Here is a 13734-nt window from a genome sequence, read left to right as displayed (position 1 = left end):
CTTTTACAACAAATAATCACCTAAAGCCTTTGTCAGTTGTGACAACATGGCTTTCTTTGCGATCTCGGAATATGGCTCGGCCTGACCAATACCCCAGACAGGTTTTGGCCAAGTGGCATCGGTTTTAAAGCGAGCAATATGATGAATATGTAGCTGTTCAACCATATTACCTAATGCGGCAATATTCATTTTATCGGCTGAAAATAAAACCGACATCGCTTTACTGACAAAACTGGACTCTGTTAATAACTGTTGCTGCTCTTGCTCTGTTAGCTGATAAATCTCAGCTTTATTTTCACGTTTAGGCACCAGTATTAACCATGGATAGCGCATATCATTCATCAACAACACTTCACATAGCTCAAACTCACCAATCCGGACAGTGTCCTGTTTTAGTTGTGGATGAAGCTCATACATTACTGTGCTGCCAGGTATTTTGTGACAATTTCATACACATCGGCGGAGAGATCCTTTTGCGCAGCAATCTCTTCCAGTGATGCCTTCATTAATTCCTGGCGCTCAATATCATAGCGACGCCATGAATTTAACGCACCCAACATACGTGCAGCCACTTGAGGGTTTAATTTATCCAGTTTTAATATTTGCTCTGCCAGGAACCGATAACCAGAACCATCTTTAGCATGAAAATGCACTGGATTATTACGGCAAAACTGGCCAATTAATGCACGTACATTGTTTGGGTTTTTGATATTAAATGCTTCATGTTTCATTAATGCTTTAACACGCAGTAAGGTGTCAGGTAATTTTGATACGGCTTGTACTGATAACCACTTATCGACAACCTGGCGATCATGCTTCCACTGCTCATAAAATGCCCTTAATGCATGTTCACGCTCAGAACCAGCCTGATCGACCATTAAACGTAGTCCAGCCAATAATTCCGTCATATTGTCTGTCACTTTCATCTGACGCAGACAACGTTGCATTTGTAGAGGGTCAGCGGTCGCCGCCAGATAGGACAAACATAAGTTTTTCAGACTACGTGCAGCCATATCCTCTGCATTGAACTGATATTTTTTCTGTTTGCTCAGACTTTCATAACGGGCATTAAATAAAGGCTTGAGAGATACGGCAATTTGTCGTTTTGCAAACTCTCTTGCCTGGTGAATCGCATCAACATCGGCGACAGGCATCTGTGCTGCTAGATAATTTTCAGTTGGCAACGTCAGCATTTTTGCAATAAGTGCCGGATCTAGTTGTTCATCGTTTAAGACCGCTTCAAGCTGTGACAGTAATAATGGCGATAAGGCTAATGTATTTTGCTTTTGGATATCATCGACGATTTGCAACAGCACATTAATCATCAATTGCTGGCCAGCATCCCAACGATTAAAGCTGTCGGTGTCATGGGCCATTAAGAAGGCTAATTGGGTGTTTGTTAAGTCATATTTGAGTTTTACTGGTGCTGAGAAGCCACGTAACACTGATGCGACAGGTTCTTCAGAAACATGGATAAACTCAAAGGTTTGCTCAGTTTCTGTTAATGATAAAACACGGGTATCGCCATCATAAGCTGTTTTTTCTTGCGCCAGCTGCATTGGCATATTGTTGCCATCACTGTCTAATAAACCGACAGCAACAGGAATATGGAAATCCAACTTAGTTTCCTGTCCTGGTGTGGCTGGACAGGATTGACGTAAAGTGAGGCTGAAGCGTTGTTGCACAGGATCATACTGGGTATTCACTGTCAGTTCTGGTGTGCCAGCTTGTTCATACCAGCGTTTAAACTGGCTGAGATCAATGCTATTGGCATCTTCAATTGCTTTGACAAAATCATCGGTAGTAACGGCTTGACCATCATGTCTGTCAAAGTAAAGATCTGTGCCCTTTCTGAAGCCTTTATCGCCAACCAGCGTTTTGATCATACGTACAACTTCAGCGCCTTTCTCATAAATCGTCACAGTATAAAAATTACTGATTTCAATATACGAGTTTGGCCGCACTGGATGTGCCATTGGACCAGCATCTTCTGCAAACTGCATACTACGTAAACCATTCACGTCATCAATACGCTGTACAGCAGCAGAGTTGAGATCTGCACTAAAACTCTGATCTCGCATCACTGTAAAGCCTTCTTTAAGGCTTAACTGAAACCAGTCACGACAAGTAACACGGTTACCTGACCAATTATGGAAATATTCATGGGCCACTATGCTCTGAATCGTATAAAAATCATCGTCTGTGGCGGTTTCAGGCGTGGCTAATACACAAGCGGCATTGAAAATATTCAAGCCTTTATTTTCCATTGCGCCCATATTGAAGTCATTAACGGCAACGATCATAAATACATCAAGGTCATATTCGCGGCCGTAGACCTCTTCATCCCATTTCATGGACTGTTTTAATGAGACTAAGGCATGATCACATTTATGTTTGTTTTCTGGGTCAACATAGATACGTAATGTGACCTCTCTACCACTCATGGTGGTGAAGTGATCCTGCTGGCAATATAAATCCCCAGCTACTAATGCAAATAAATAGCTGGGTTTAGGATGTGGATCATGCCAACGTACCCAATGGCGGCCATCATTAAACTGTCCCTGCTCTTCCAGGTTACCATTCGATAACATCACCGGCCATTGCTTAGCATCAGCAACTATCGTTACAGTAAATACCGTCATTACATCAGGACGATCAGGGTAATAGGTAATCCGTCTGAAACCTTCGGCCTCACACTGCGTACATAATAATCGTCCTGAATGATATAAGCCTTCCAACGCGGTATTCTGATCGGGATGTATCTCAGTGATAATTTCTAATTCAAACTGCTCAGGTACATTGGGGATAATCAGTGATTTGCTGTCTACCTTGTATTCACTATCTGCAAGTGACTTTCCATTGAGTTTGACGCTTATTAAATCGAGTGAGTCGCCATCAAATACACAATCACCAGCCTCTGATGCAGGATTAAGTCGCATTTTTAATGTACTGATAACCCTTGTTTTTGCTTTATCCAGATCAAAATGAAGTAAGGCTTCATCTACCAGATAACGTGGTACCTGATAATTTGCTAATAAGGTCATTTTTGGTGATTGTTCTGTGCTAGAAAGATCCATCATTTATCTCTATTAAAAGTCGTCTAGTGTTTTTACAGACCAGACTTCATACGCTGGGGTTTCATAAGGATGTGCAGAAATTAATGCGTTTAAAACAGGCCTTATACTTTGAGCAGGACAAACGGTTTCGACGCGATACTCAGGCACATATTCCACCTGGCCTTGTTGTCCAATATAGGGTTGACTACCAGCCAAAGGACGAAACTGCCCCATTCCTTGCGATTCCCAACAACAAGAATCATAGCCGTCATATTGGCCGGCACCCGCTGCAAAAATAGCGTGTTTAACCACTTCTTTGTGGGATTCAGGGACAAAAAAAACCAGTTTTAATAATGCAGTGTCCGCCATAACTTATCGAATGCGCCACTTCTGCGCGAGACCATTGCCGAGTTCACTATAAATTGAGCGGCCATCTCGACTAAAGGCCAGTGCCTGTACCACTACACCGGGTTTTAAAGCATCTTTGCGCGGAGTGAACCAACATCCTACAGGCTGTCCATTTTGAGCACGCCAAATACAGATTTTGCGATTCGGATGGCCTGTTACGATATATTTATTATCAGCTGAGTAGGCTATAGCCGTCGTTGTTGTTTTAAAAACAGGAAAGTTACCCCACACACCATCAACATCAACGGGGGATGTGGTCAGAACAGCTACCTGCTTACCACTTTTCACATTCCAAATACGAGTCTGACCATTGCCTGCAGAACTAATAACTGAGCCACCTCTCGGATCGAACGATACAAAACTCACATCATTATCATGTTGCCAGATACGTAATTGCTGTCCGGTTTCCAGATTCCACATTCTTGCTGTGTGATCGTCACCGCCGGTTAATCCATATTTGCCATTGGGTGAAATATCAACACTATTGATAAGTTGATCAATCGGTGAATTAACGGCTTTACCATCGTGTTTGAAGATTTGCACAACACGGTTTTTAATGACATCAAAATATACTGCGGTTCTGTCCTGCAAAGCTAAAAGCAGATAATCGCCTCTTGGGGATAAGGCAATATCTTTGATGGTTACTGGAAACTCCAGACGAATCATCGGTTCGCCGTTTTCCATATTCCATAACACGACAACTTTAGACTCGACGGTGGCAGCCACTTTACTATCATCAGAAAAACCAACATCAGTCGTGGTACCGGCATCATTTGGCGTGTTCTGCCAGGTGTATTTCACCTTATTCGTTTTCAGATCCCAGAGTTTGGCTGGTAAATCAATATCACCAACCAAAACATAACGTCCATCAGCCGAAAAGCTTGACGCATAACTGCCATTTTCGCTGTGTTTCCAGGATTCTGTCGGTGTTCTTTCTTCAGTACAGGCTGACACTGAGAACAATACCAGTGCAGCACTGAGGGTTCGTATTACATTGCGGGATAGAAAAAACATTGGCATCAGGAACGAGGAAGAGTCACACCAGACTGGCCCTGATATTTACCACCACGATCTGCATAAGAGGTTTCACAGACTTCATCAGACTCAAAGAACAACATTTGGGCCACACCTTCATTAGCATAAATTTTGGCTGGTAAAGGTGTTGTGTTAGAAAACTCCAAGGTCACCTGACCTTCCCATTCAGGTTCCAGTGGCGTGACATTCACGATAATCCCACAACGGGCATAAGTGGATTTCCCCAGACATACTGTTAATACATTACGCGGTATTTTGAAGGTCTCGACTGTTCTAGCCAAAGCAAATGAATTCGGTGGAATAATGCAAACATCAGATGTCACATCCACAAAGCTGCTTTCATCAAAATTTTTCGGATCAACAATTGCCGAATTGATATTGGTGAAAATTTTAAACTCATTTGAGCAACGGACATCATAACCATAGCTGGAGGTACCATAAGAGATAATACGGTTATCATCACGATATCGAACTTGTCCCGGTTCAAAAGGTGAAATCATTCCCTGCTCCGCCATACGACGGATCCATTTATCTGACTTAATCATAGTTGCTTGGTTATACCTTTATAAATGTTCAATCATAAGCCTATTAAAACATATCTTGAATAGGCTTTATTATGTCTTAGCTAAACATTAGTCATTTTTAATCACAATGTTTGGAAACGCTGCTGAGTAATCTTTACCCTGCATGGCCAATCTGGCCCCAACACGGCGGGCAATTTGACGATAAGCCATTGAAATATCTGCATCCGGTTCAGTGACAACGCTCGGTTTACCTGAGTCAGCATCTTCACGAATTTTAATATCCAGAGGTAAACTGCCGAGTAAATTAAGATTGTACTGCTCAGCCATGCGCTTGCCACCGCCGTCACCAAAGATATGCTCTTCGTGACCACACTGACTACAAATATGTGTACTCATATTTTCAACAATGCCCAGTACCGGCACTTTAACCTTTTCAAACATCTTGTAAGCTTTACGAGCATCAAGCAGAGAAATGTCTTGTGGTGTGGTCACAATAACAGCACCACTGACCGGTACTTTTTGTGACAGCGTTAATTGAATATCACCGGTACCTGGCGGTAAGTCGATAATCAGATAATCCAGATTTTTCCAGTTTGTCTCACCCAGTAACTGTTGCAAGGCTTGTGTCACCATCGGCCCGCGCCAGATCATCGGTTCTTCCTCATCAATCAGGAAACCAATCGACATGGTTTGGATACCATAACATTCTACGGGGTTCATACTCTTGCCGTCAGGCGATTCAGGACGACCATTGGCACCCAGCATGCGTGGTTGGCTTGGTCCATAAATATCGGCATCAAGCACGCCTACAGTTGCCCCTTCGGCAGCTAATGCCAAAGCTAGATTGGCTGAAGTTGTTGATTTACCAACACCACCTTTGCCAGAACCGACAGCAATGATGTTTTTGATATTGTCCAGCGCCTGCACACCCTGCTGTACTTTATGCTTGATAATTTCGCTTGAGACAACAACATTGATGTTTTCAGCTCCCGCTTGCTGTAAAGCAGATGTTAATTCCGAACTAAGTTGATCGATATAACCTTTTATCGGGTAACGTAAAACGACGGAAACAGTTTGCTTGCCAGACTCCTCTGCCACCATAATCCCGGGATTCGTTTCACCCAATTTTATTTCGGTTGATGGATCCTGAAAGTCGTTAATAACCTGCTTTATCTGAGCATTATCTAACATGGAGCACTCCTGTCTATTCAGTGCGTTTAGTCTACGCTGAGACGCACGTGTTCTATTTTTTATTGGTATGTCAGACGTAAAATATGCTTGGTCTGACTAAACTGATAACTAAAAAAAACGCCATCTTTAAGACGGCGTTCATTATCAATCTAACTTGGGGCCTCGTAACGTATTTTGCAAGGGCCAATCACGATAATTAAATACTTGTCCCTGCTGACGCACGCGGGCAATCTCATTCAAATCCAAATCTGCATACACCCATTGTGCCGTATCGGCAGCCCCTTCAGTCAGAATGCCATTATCAGGGAAGCCATAATCAACTGGCGTATAGATGCTGGCACGACCAGTATTCACATCAACGGCTTCTGACCATAGTGCTTCACCAAATGTAGGCGACTGAAGTACATAACATTGATTTTCCAAAGCTCTGGCCTGGCAACCGATTCTGACACGATAAAAACCAGCTTGTGTATCAGTGCAGCTCGGCACTAAAACCACATCGGCCCCAGCCTGAACCTGTTGATGAGCAATTAAAGGGAACTCACTGTCATAACAAATATTGATAGCAAGACGGCCGATATCGGTATCAATAACTTTAATATCCTGACCAGCATGAATCAGCCACTGTTCATTCTCAAAGCGCGTCATGATGAGCTTATCCTGATAATCAATCAGTCCATCAACACCATACAGATTCGCCCGATTTCTAAAACTGCCATCTGACTGTAATACCGGGAAAGAACTCGCTAAGATCATGACATCAAATTGTTTCGCCAACTGACTATATAAGGCTTCATAGTCGGCATACACTTCTTGCATCGAATGCAATTGTTTTCCCAAATCCTTATATACGGACTCACCAAAAAGTGATGTGAGTTCCATGCTGCCATATTCAGGAAAAACCAGTAACTTGGCACCATTTTTAGCTGCCTGGCTCACCCACTGTGTGAGCTTATCTTCAAACTCAAACCATTGTGCGAAGAAGCCAATATCATACTGGGCAACCGCTGCTTTAACTTTACTCATTTATTTTTCCACGGGGGTTGTGCAAAAAGAACCGCAAAGAGCGGCTCCTTTAACACAAGAAGATTATATTTTTTTCATCCAGAAAGTCATCGGTTTAGGTGACTCAATTGCTTCATCGACTTCTTTCCAGCTAAATGTTGTATTAAGTTCCGGGTGTTTTTCATAACCACGCTTACGCCAGAAATTTTCAAGAGGTTGGTAATCAGCTGGTCTCAATGGATGATCTTCAGGACGTTGAACCCCACAAAAACAGCTGTACTCAAAGCCTCCTACTTCGTGAGCATGTGCCTCACGTTCATCGAAGAACGCGACGCCAGCACCTTGTCCACGATATTGAGACAATAATACTGATTCACCACAGTAAAAAATCTTGTCGATATCATAGCCAGCAGCGACAAAAGGCGCTTTGACTTCATCTGTTTCATATTTAAGCGGAATGCCGGTAGAGGCACCAACAACATGCTCGCCATCAAAAGCCAGCACAATGACACTATCAGGCGCTTCAATATAGGTTTGAAGATATTTTTCTTCGTATGTCAGATCCCCATCATAAAGATAAGGGAAGTCACGAAAAACACGAATCCGGAGCTCAGCAAGCTCCGGAATGTATTGATTGAGTTTATCGCCAGACAGTCTTTCCAGTCTTAACATCGCACACCTCTTAGCCTGCGACTTGGGCGATCCAGTCTTCTAAGTTGTAGTAGTTAGTGATACGAGCAACTTTTCCATCACGAATCACAAAGAATGCACCAGCAGGTAAACGGTATGTTTGACCAGCCGCTTCTGGAAGACCTTCGTCAGTAGATAAGTATTCACCTAATACAGTGAACTCAACAGCTGCACGATTACCCGCTTCATTTGTTGTGATAGAAATATCAATAATGTTTTCTTTGTAGTGAGCATTCATGCGATCCATGAACTTTTTGAATGCCTCTTTACCAACTTCACGACCACCTTGGTTTACATCATGAATAACATCGTCTGTCAGCATATTAAGAAATGCATCCATGTCGCCGCGGTTAAATGCATTGTAGTAGTCTTCCAACAGTTTTACTGTAGCTTGATTCATGATGAAAAATTCCAAAGATTAAAAAAGGCCGAATTTTATCTGTTTCATGGAATGAGGAAAAGACTTAATTTATTAATAGCCTCATATCCTTAGCTTACAATAAGGCGATCTGATTCATTCACTTTTTGACTCGCGCACCAGACTCGATAGTTAATGACGGTTTCTTTGTACAATGCCCATCAATTTATAGGTCAATAAAGACGCCGAAAAATCATAAGCGTGAAAACCCTCAATCGGGGCAAATTCCATGATGTCAAAACCGATAATCTCACGCTGTTTAGCGACTGACTCAAACAGGTTGAGTGTTTGATACCAATCCAGACCACCAGGCACTGGCGTACCTGTTGATGGGAATACAGAAGGATCCATGCCATCAATATCCACTGTGAAAAACACTTTTTGTGGAAAATCGTCAGGCAGCTCGATTGACTGAATCCGATTAGGTACTAACTCATCTGCATCCTGATACAACACACCGAACTCGTCGCGGAAAGCCATTTCTTCTTCACAATAAGCGCGAATACCCAGTTGATAAAGTGGAATTCCCATATCGACAGCACGTTTCATGACAGAAGCATGGCTAAGGAAATCACCTTCATACGCCTGACGCAAATCGGCATGAGCATCAATCTGCACAATGCCAAAATCATCGATACCGGCATCACGCAAGCCTTTAATCACACCATAAGTCACCGTATGTTCACCACCAAGTACAACCGGCATGGCGCCAGCTTTAATGATCTCTGCTGTAGCTTTAGCGATATTATCGATAACTTGTTGTGGTGCCACACCGCAATCTACCGGTTCACAGGTATAAATACCTTCATCACAGGGTTTACTTTTGCCATCCCACTCTTCCAGTTGCCAGGAAGCCTGCAAAATAGCATTAGGACCTAAAGCGGTACCACCGCCATATGAAACGCTCTTTTCATAGGGCACCGGTAATACATGAAACATCGCTTTGTCTGGTTCTGGCTGTTCAATTTCTGAACCAAGAAAAATTGGATAATCTTCCATTTGTATCAACTCAAGATAATCTGTGTTTAAAATCGTCGTAGCCGAACTCTTTCACAATGCGTAAGGCATCGGTTTCTGAGTTCCACAACGCAATAGCTGGTAATTTTGTGCCATTAAATGTGGTAGTTTTGACCATGGTGTAATGTGCCATATCTTCAAAAATCAGCCGCTGTCCGACTTCCAATGGTTGTTTGAAGCTGTAATCATCAATCACATCCCCAGCCAGACAAGTTAAACCGCCAAGTCGATAAGTGTATTCAAACTCATCTGCCTCACCTGCACCACGAATATCGGGACGATATGGCATTTCCAGTGTGTCAGGCATATGACAAGTGGCTGACGTATCAAGAATAGCCTGATTCAGTTTATTCCAGGTGATATCCAGTACTTCACAGCTTAGTATGCCAGTACCAATCGCCATGGCTTCACCTGGCTCAAGATAGACCTGCACTTGATGACGCGATTGAAATGCCTGAATTAATTCCACTAGACCATTAATGTCATAGCCATCAGCGGTAATATGATGACCACCACCAAAGTTAACCCATTTCATTTGCGGTAATAAATGACCGAACTTCGACTCAACAGCCGCTACGGTACGCTGAAGTGGCTCAAAGCCTTGCTCACACAAGGTATGAAAATGTAGGCCGCTAATCCCCTCCAATGCACTTTCATCAAGCTGCGATAGCGTGATACCCAGACGTGAACCCGGTGAACAAGGATCATAGATTGGCACAGCACCTTCAGAGTGTTCTGGATTAATCCTCAGACCAAACTCCAAATCCGGACGTTGTTTCTGTGCAACAAGACACTGCTCCCGAAACCGCAACCATTGGCTGCAGGAGTTAAATACAATGTGATTAGCAAAGGTCAGTAATTCATCAATATCAGCCTGACTGAAAGCTGCAGCAAAGACATGTACTTCACCACCGTACTCTTCATACCCTAGGCGGGCTTCATGTAATCCGCTAGCACAAGTTCCGTTGAGATATTTCCGGGTTAAATCACCAAGAGACCACATTGAAAAAGCTTTTAGGGCGCCGAGCACTTTTGCACCACTGACCACGGAGACATCATGCAAAATGCGTAAATTACGCTCTACTGCGACTTCATCAACAACAAAACATGGTGATGGCAAACGGGATAAATCCAGTTTGCCAAAATCAGTAAACTGCATGGAAATTAGTTGTCCAGATTAAAGTTATCAAGTTCAATGACGTTCCACGGCAAGCCATATTTATTCATGTCTTCCATAAACGGATCAGGATCAAACTGTTCAATATTCCAAACGCCTGGTTGTTTCCATTTACCTTCTAACATCATTTTGGCACCAATCATCGCTGGCACACCTGTGGTGTAAGAAATGGCTTGGGACTGTACTTCCTTATAACAATCCTGATGATCTTTGATGTTATACAGGTAAACAATTTTTTCTTTGCCGTCTTTAATGCCTTTCACCACGCAACCAATGCAGGTTTTACCTTTGGTTCTTGGGCCTAAGGTTGATGGGTCAGGCAATAAGGCTTTCAGGAATTGAATCGGGACAATTTTTTGACCGTTATAATCAATCGGCTCAATACCTGTCATACCGACATTACCCAATACTTCCAGATGTTTCAGGTAGCTCTCACCAAAACTCATCCAGAATTGAGCACGTTTTAAGGTCGGGAAATTTTTAGTTAATGATTCCAGCTCTTCATGGTACATACGATAAATATTGTAAGTACCGACTTCTTCCGGACAGGTAAATGTCGCTTTTTTCGACATAGCTGGTGTTTCAACAAACTCATCACCTTCCCAGTGTCGACATTCAGCAGTCACTTCACGAATATTAATTTCAGGATTAAAGTTGGTTGCAAAAGGATAACCATGATCGCCACCATTGACATCAATAATGTCTAGTTCATGGATTTCATCGAAATAATGCTTAGCAATATAAGCAGTGAAAACATTGGTCGCACCAGGGTCAAAACCACTGCCAAGCAGAGCGGTTAAACCGGCTTCTTTAAATTTATCCTGGTAAGCCCACTGCCATTTATATTCGAATTTAGCAGTATCAAGTGGCTCGTAATTAGCCGTATCCAGATAATCGACACCAGCTGCCAAACAGGCATCCATAATGGTCAAATCCTGATATGGCAGAGCAACATTAATCACTAAGTCAGGTTTTTCTTGTTCCAATAAAGTCGTCAATTCAGCGACATTATCTGCATCGACTTTCGCTGTTTTAATTGGTCGATCCAATTGGGCTGCGATAGCTTTGCATTTTTCTTCTGTTCGGCTTGCCAATACAATTTCAGAGAATACTTCTGGTAACTGCGCACATTTATGTGTGACTACGCCACCGACACCGCCGGCACCAATAATCAGGACTTTAGACATTGCTGAATTCCTTTAACTCGTCTCAATTAACGTTCAAAAAAAGTATACCCATGCATACTTTCTTTAAAAGCATGCAACATTTGTTGGCGCATAGGCACCGAAATTCGTCCGTCACGCACTGCTTCTTCAGCAATACGACGGAATTGTTCTAACATGTGTTTTGGATCGTATTCAACGTAACTTAATACATCGGCAATGCTGTCACCGTGGAACTCACGGCGGAAATCAAAACCACCTTCTTCGTTGATATGCACGCTGACCACATTGGTATCACCAAACAGGTTGTGTAAGTCACCCAGCGTTTCCTGATAAGCACCAACCAGAAAAACACTTAAATAATATTCTTCGCCCTGTTTAAGTTCATGTAAAGGTAGCGTTTTTTTCACGCCCGTTGGTGAAATAAAGTTATCAATCTTACCGTCACAGTCACAGGTCATATCTGCTAAAACGGCATCTCTGACCGGTGCTTCATTCAAACGGTGGATTGGCATGATCGGGAATAACTGATCAATTGCCCAGATATCTGGTAACGACTGGAATAAACTGAAATTACCATAGTAAATATCAGACATCAGCTCTGGTAACGCTTCCAGTTCCTGAGATATACGTCTTGCCTGTGGTAGCAAATTCGAAATCTTTTCCAGAATAGCCAGTGCCAGATTTTCAGCTAAGGCACGTTCACGAATGGTCGCTTGTCCATGGTGAAATAATTCACGCATCTCATCACGGTAATAGAGAGAGTCGTTATAACACTCCTGCAAGTTTTCTGGACTCACATAATCAAGCACACTGAACAAATTAATAATGTGGTCATGACTATCTTCGGGTGGCTCGGTAGGTATCGGCTCAGCTTTATGTTCACGTACTTCCAGTACATTGAACAATAACATCGATGAATAAGCCACCAGCGCACGTCCAGACTCAGAAATAATCACCGGATGTGGGATATCCAGCGGATCTAGGCTTTCCTGTAAGGCTTCAACAATGTTGTAGCAGTATTCGTCTAAACCATAGTTCATGCTGTGCGTGCTGTTACTTCTGGCGCCTTCATAGTCAACAGCCAAACCACCGCCCATATCGATATAACCCATTGGGGCACCTTCTTCGATAAGGCCAGCATAAAATCGACACGCTTCCATCACACCGGTACGGATATTACGGATATTGGGAATTTGAGAACCAAGATGGCTGTGCAGTAACTGTAAGCAGTGCAGCATATTAGCTTGCTTGAGCTTATCGACCACGCCTAATAAAGCGCTGGTAGATAAGCCAAAGATGGAACGATCGCCACTGTCTTCATTCCAGTGACCTTCAACCATAGAAGCCAGACGGATGCGGACGCCAATTAAAGGATCAATGCCCAAAGCACGGCTACGCTCAAGAATAATATCCAGTTCCATCGCTGTTTCCAGCACAAAGAAACACTTGATCCCCATTTGTCGGGCATACAATCCAAGCTCGATAAATTCTTCGTCTTTGTAACCATTACAGACGATCAGACTATCCTGATCACGCAGCTGTGACAGCGCAATAATTAACTCTGCTTTACTGCCCGCTTCCAGCCCATGATGATAACGACTGCCGTAGTCAGCAATCTCTTCAATAACATGGCATTGCTGGTTAACTTTGATGGGAAAGACACCACGGTAATGATTTTTATAACCCGCTTCTTCAATGGCCCGTGCAAACGCTTCATTAAGCTGAGTAATACGATGATCTAACAGATTTTCAATGCGTAACACGGCAGGCATATCCAGTCCACGCTCACGCATGCCATTGACGATATCAATGATTGGCACCTGAATGGTTTTCTCACCAAACTGGACGCTGACAACAGCATTGCCCTCTTCGGAAACGTCAAAATAGTCGCTTCCCCAGTCCCTAACACCATATAAGCGAGCACTATGTTCAGCACTCCATTCAGTACTTAAATCCAGCTCGTTATCGATAGTAGGAAAAGGCGTTTTCTGCATTGACGATTATTCCCGTCTTGGTTAGTTAAAGGCCGCGATTTTCACTAGTTTGC

At 43.0% G+C, this 13734-nt stretch carries 13 protein-coding genes; all 13 read right to left on the bottom strand.

The genetic code is table 11. The features are described 5' to 3' along the window. Window positions 1-3 precede the first annotated feature (3 nt). Window positions 4-417 (bottom strand): HIT domain-containing protein, encoded by a 414-nt coding sequence (locus tag BM232_RS13890; RefSeq protein WP_091715898.1) that lies wholly within the window; start codon window positions 415-417, stop codon window positions 4-6. Then, entirely contained in the window at window positions 417-3077 is a 2661-nt protein-coding gene (pepN, locus tag BM232_RS13885) for an aminopeptidase N (protein ID WP_091715895.1), read from the bottom strand. Before pepN ends, BM232_RS13890 begins: the two co-directional genes overlap by 1 nt. A 12-nt stretch (window positions 3078-3089) precedes the next feature. After that, the gene (locus BM232_RS13880; protein ID WP_091715892.1) at window positions 3090-3425 is read right to left on the bottom strand and encodes a YqfO family protein; all 336 of its coding nucleotides are present in this window, start codon (window positions 3423-3425) and stop codon (window positions 3090-3092) included. Window positions 3426-3428: 3 nt separating this feature from the next. Next, the gene (locus BM232_RS13875) at window positions 3429-4478 is read right to left on the bottom strand and encodes a WD40 repeat domain-containing protein (protein WP_245752972.1); all 1050 of its coding nucleotides are present in this window, start codon (window positions 4476-4478) and stop codon (window positions 3429-3431) included. A gap of 5 nt (window positions 4479-4483) precedes the next feature. Continuing rightward, the gene (dcd, locus tag BM232_RS13870) at window positions 4484-5044 is read right to left on the bottom strand and encodes a dCTP deaminase (protein ID WP_007144838.1); all 561 of its coding nucleotides are present in this window, start codon (window positions 5042-5044) and stop codon (window positions 4484-4486) included. 87 nt (window positions 5045-5131) lie between these two features. After that, window positions 5132-6235: an iron-sulfur cluster carrier protein ApbC gene (apbC, locus tag BM232_RS13865; protein ID WP_281248307.1), complete on the bottom strand. Its 1104-nt coding sequence runs from the start codon at window positions 6233-6235 to the stop codon at window positions 5132-5134. Window positions 6236-6358: 123 nt separating this feature from the next. Beyond that, window positions 6359-7240, bottom strand: a complete 882-nt coding sequence (locus tag BM232_RS13860) for a carbon-nitrogen hydrolase family protein (RefSeq protein WP_091715886.1) — start codon at window positions 7238-7240, stop codon at window positions 6359-6361. Window positions 7241-7303: 63 nt separating this feature from the next. Then, window positions 7304-7891: a GNAT family N-acetyltransferase gene (locus BM232_RS13855; protein WP_091715884.1), complete on the bottom strand. Its 588-nt coding sequence runs from the start codon at window positions 7889-7891 to the stop codon at window positions 7304-7306. Between the two features lie 10 nt (window positions 7892-7901). Then, window positions 7902-8309 (bottom strand): ketosteroid isomerase-related protein, encoded by a 408-nt coding sequence (locus BM232_RS13850; RefSeq protein ID WP_091715882.1) that lies wholly within the window; start codon window positions 8307-8309, stop codon window positions 7902-7904. 150 nt (window positions 8310-8459) lie between these two features. Then, the gene (gene speB, locus BM232_RS13845; RefSeq protein ID WP_091715879.1) at window positions 8460-9326 is read right to left on the bottom strand and encodes an agmatinase; all 867 of its coding nucleotides are present in this window, start codon (window positions 9324-9326) and stop codon (window positions 8460-8462) included. Window positions 9327-9336: 10 nt separating this feature from the next. Then, on the bottom strand, window positions 9337-10503 hold the full coding sequence (gene nspC / locus BM232_RS13840) for a carboxynorspermidine decarboxylase (RefSeq protein ID WP_091715876.1): 1167 nt from the start codon (window positions 10501-10503) through the stop codon (window positions 9337-9339). Window positions 10504-10508: 5 nt separating this feature from the next. Further along, on the bottom strand, window positions 10509-11708 hold the full coding sequence (locus BM232_RS13835) for a saccharopine dehydrogenase family protein (RefSeq protein WP_091715873.1): 1200 nt from the start codon (window positions 11706-11708) through the stop codon (window positions 10509-10511). A 26-nt stretch (window positions 11709-11734) separates the two neighbouring features. Beyond that, window positions 11735-13681: a biosynthetic arginine decarboxylase gene (gene speA / locus BM232_RS13830; RefSeq protein ID WP_091715871.1), complete on the bottom strand. Its 1947-nt coding sequence runs from the start codon at window positions 13679-13681 to the stop codon at window positions 11735-11737. Window positions 13682-13734: the final 53 nt, after the last annotated feature.

Source organism: Methylophaga sulfidovorans (assembly GCF_900114205.1).
Lineage (GTDB): Bacteria > Pseudomonadota > Gammaproteobacteria > Nitrosococcales > Methylophagaceae > Methylophaga > Methylophaga sulfidovorans.
The sequence above is the reverse complement of the archived record's forward strand: the minus strand, read 5'-3'. Positions and strand labels throughout refer to the sequence as shown.

Excerpts from the sequence above, each read along its gene's own strand:
- BM232_RS13890 (WP_091715898.1), bottom strand. The coding sequence starts at position 417 with ATGTATGAGCTTCATCCACAACTAAAACAGGACACTGTCCGGATTGGT.
- pepN (WP_091715895.1), bottom strand. The coding sequence starts at position 3,077 with ATGGATCTTTCTAGCACAGAACAATCACCAAAAATGACCTTATTAGCA.
- BM232_RS13880 (WP_091715892.1), bottom strand. The coding sequence starts at position 3,425 with ATGGCGGACACTGCATTATTAAAACTGGTTTTTTTTGTCCCTGAATCC.
- BM232_RS13875 (WP_245752972.1), bottom strand. The coding sequence starts at position 4,478 with ATGTTTTTTCTATCCCGCAATGTAATACGAACCCTCAGTGCTGCACTG.
- dcd (WP_007144838.1), bottom strand. The coding sequence starts at position 5,044 with ATGATTAAGTCAGATAAATGGATCCGTCGTATGGCGGAGCAGGGAATG.
- BM232_RS13860 (WP_091715886.1), bottom strand. The coding sequence starts at position 7,240 with ATGAGTAAAGTTAAAGCAGCGGTTGCCCAGTATGATATTGGCTTCTTC.
- BM232_RS13855 (WP_091715884.1), bottom strand. The coding sequence starts at position 7,891 with ATGTTAAGACTGGAAAGACTGTCTGGCGATAAACTCAATCAATACATT.
- BM232_RS13850 (WP_091715882.1), bottom strand. The coding sequence starts at position 8,309 with ATGAATCAAGCTACAGTAAAACTGTTGGAAGACTACTACAATGCATTT.
- speB (WP_091715879.1), bottom strand. The coding sequence starts at position 9,326 with ATGGAAGATTATCCAATTTTTCTTGGTTCAGAAATTGAACAGCCAGAA.
- nspC (WP_091715876.1), bottom strand. The coding sequence starts at position 10,503 with ATGCAGTTTACTGATTTTGGCAAACTGGATTTATCCCGTTTGCCATCA.
- BM232_RS13835 (WP_091715873.1), bottom strand. The coding sequence starts at position 11,708 with ATGTCTAAAGTCCTGATTATTGGTGCCGGCGGTGTCGGTGGCGTAGTC.
- speA (WP_091715871.1), bottom strand. The coding sequence starts at position 13,681 with ATGCAGAAAACGCCTTTTCCTACTATCGATAACGAGCTGGATTTAAGT.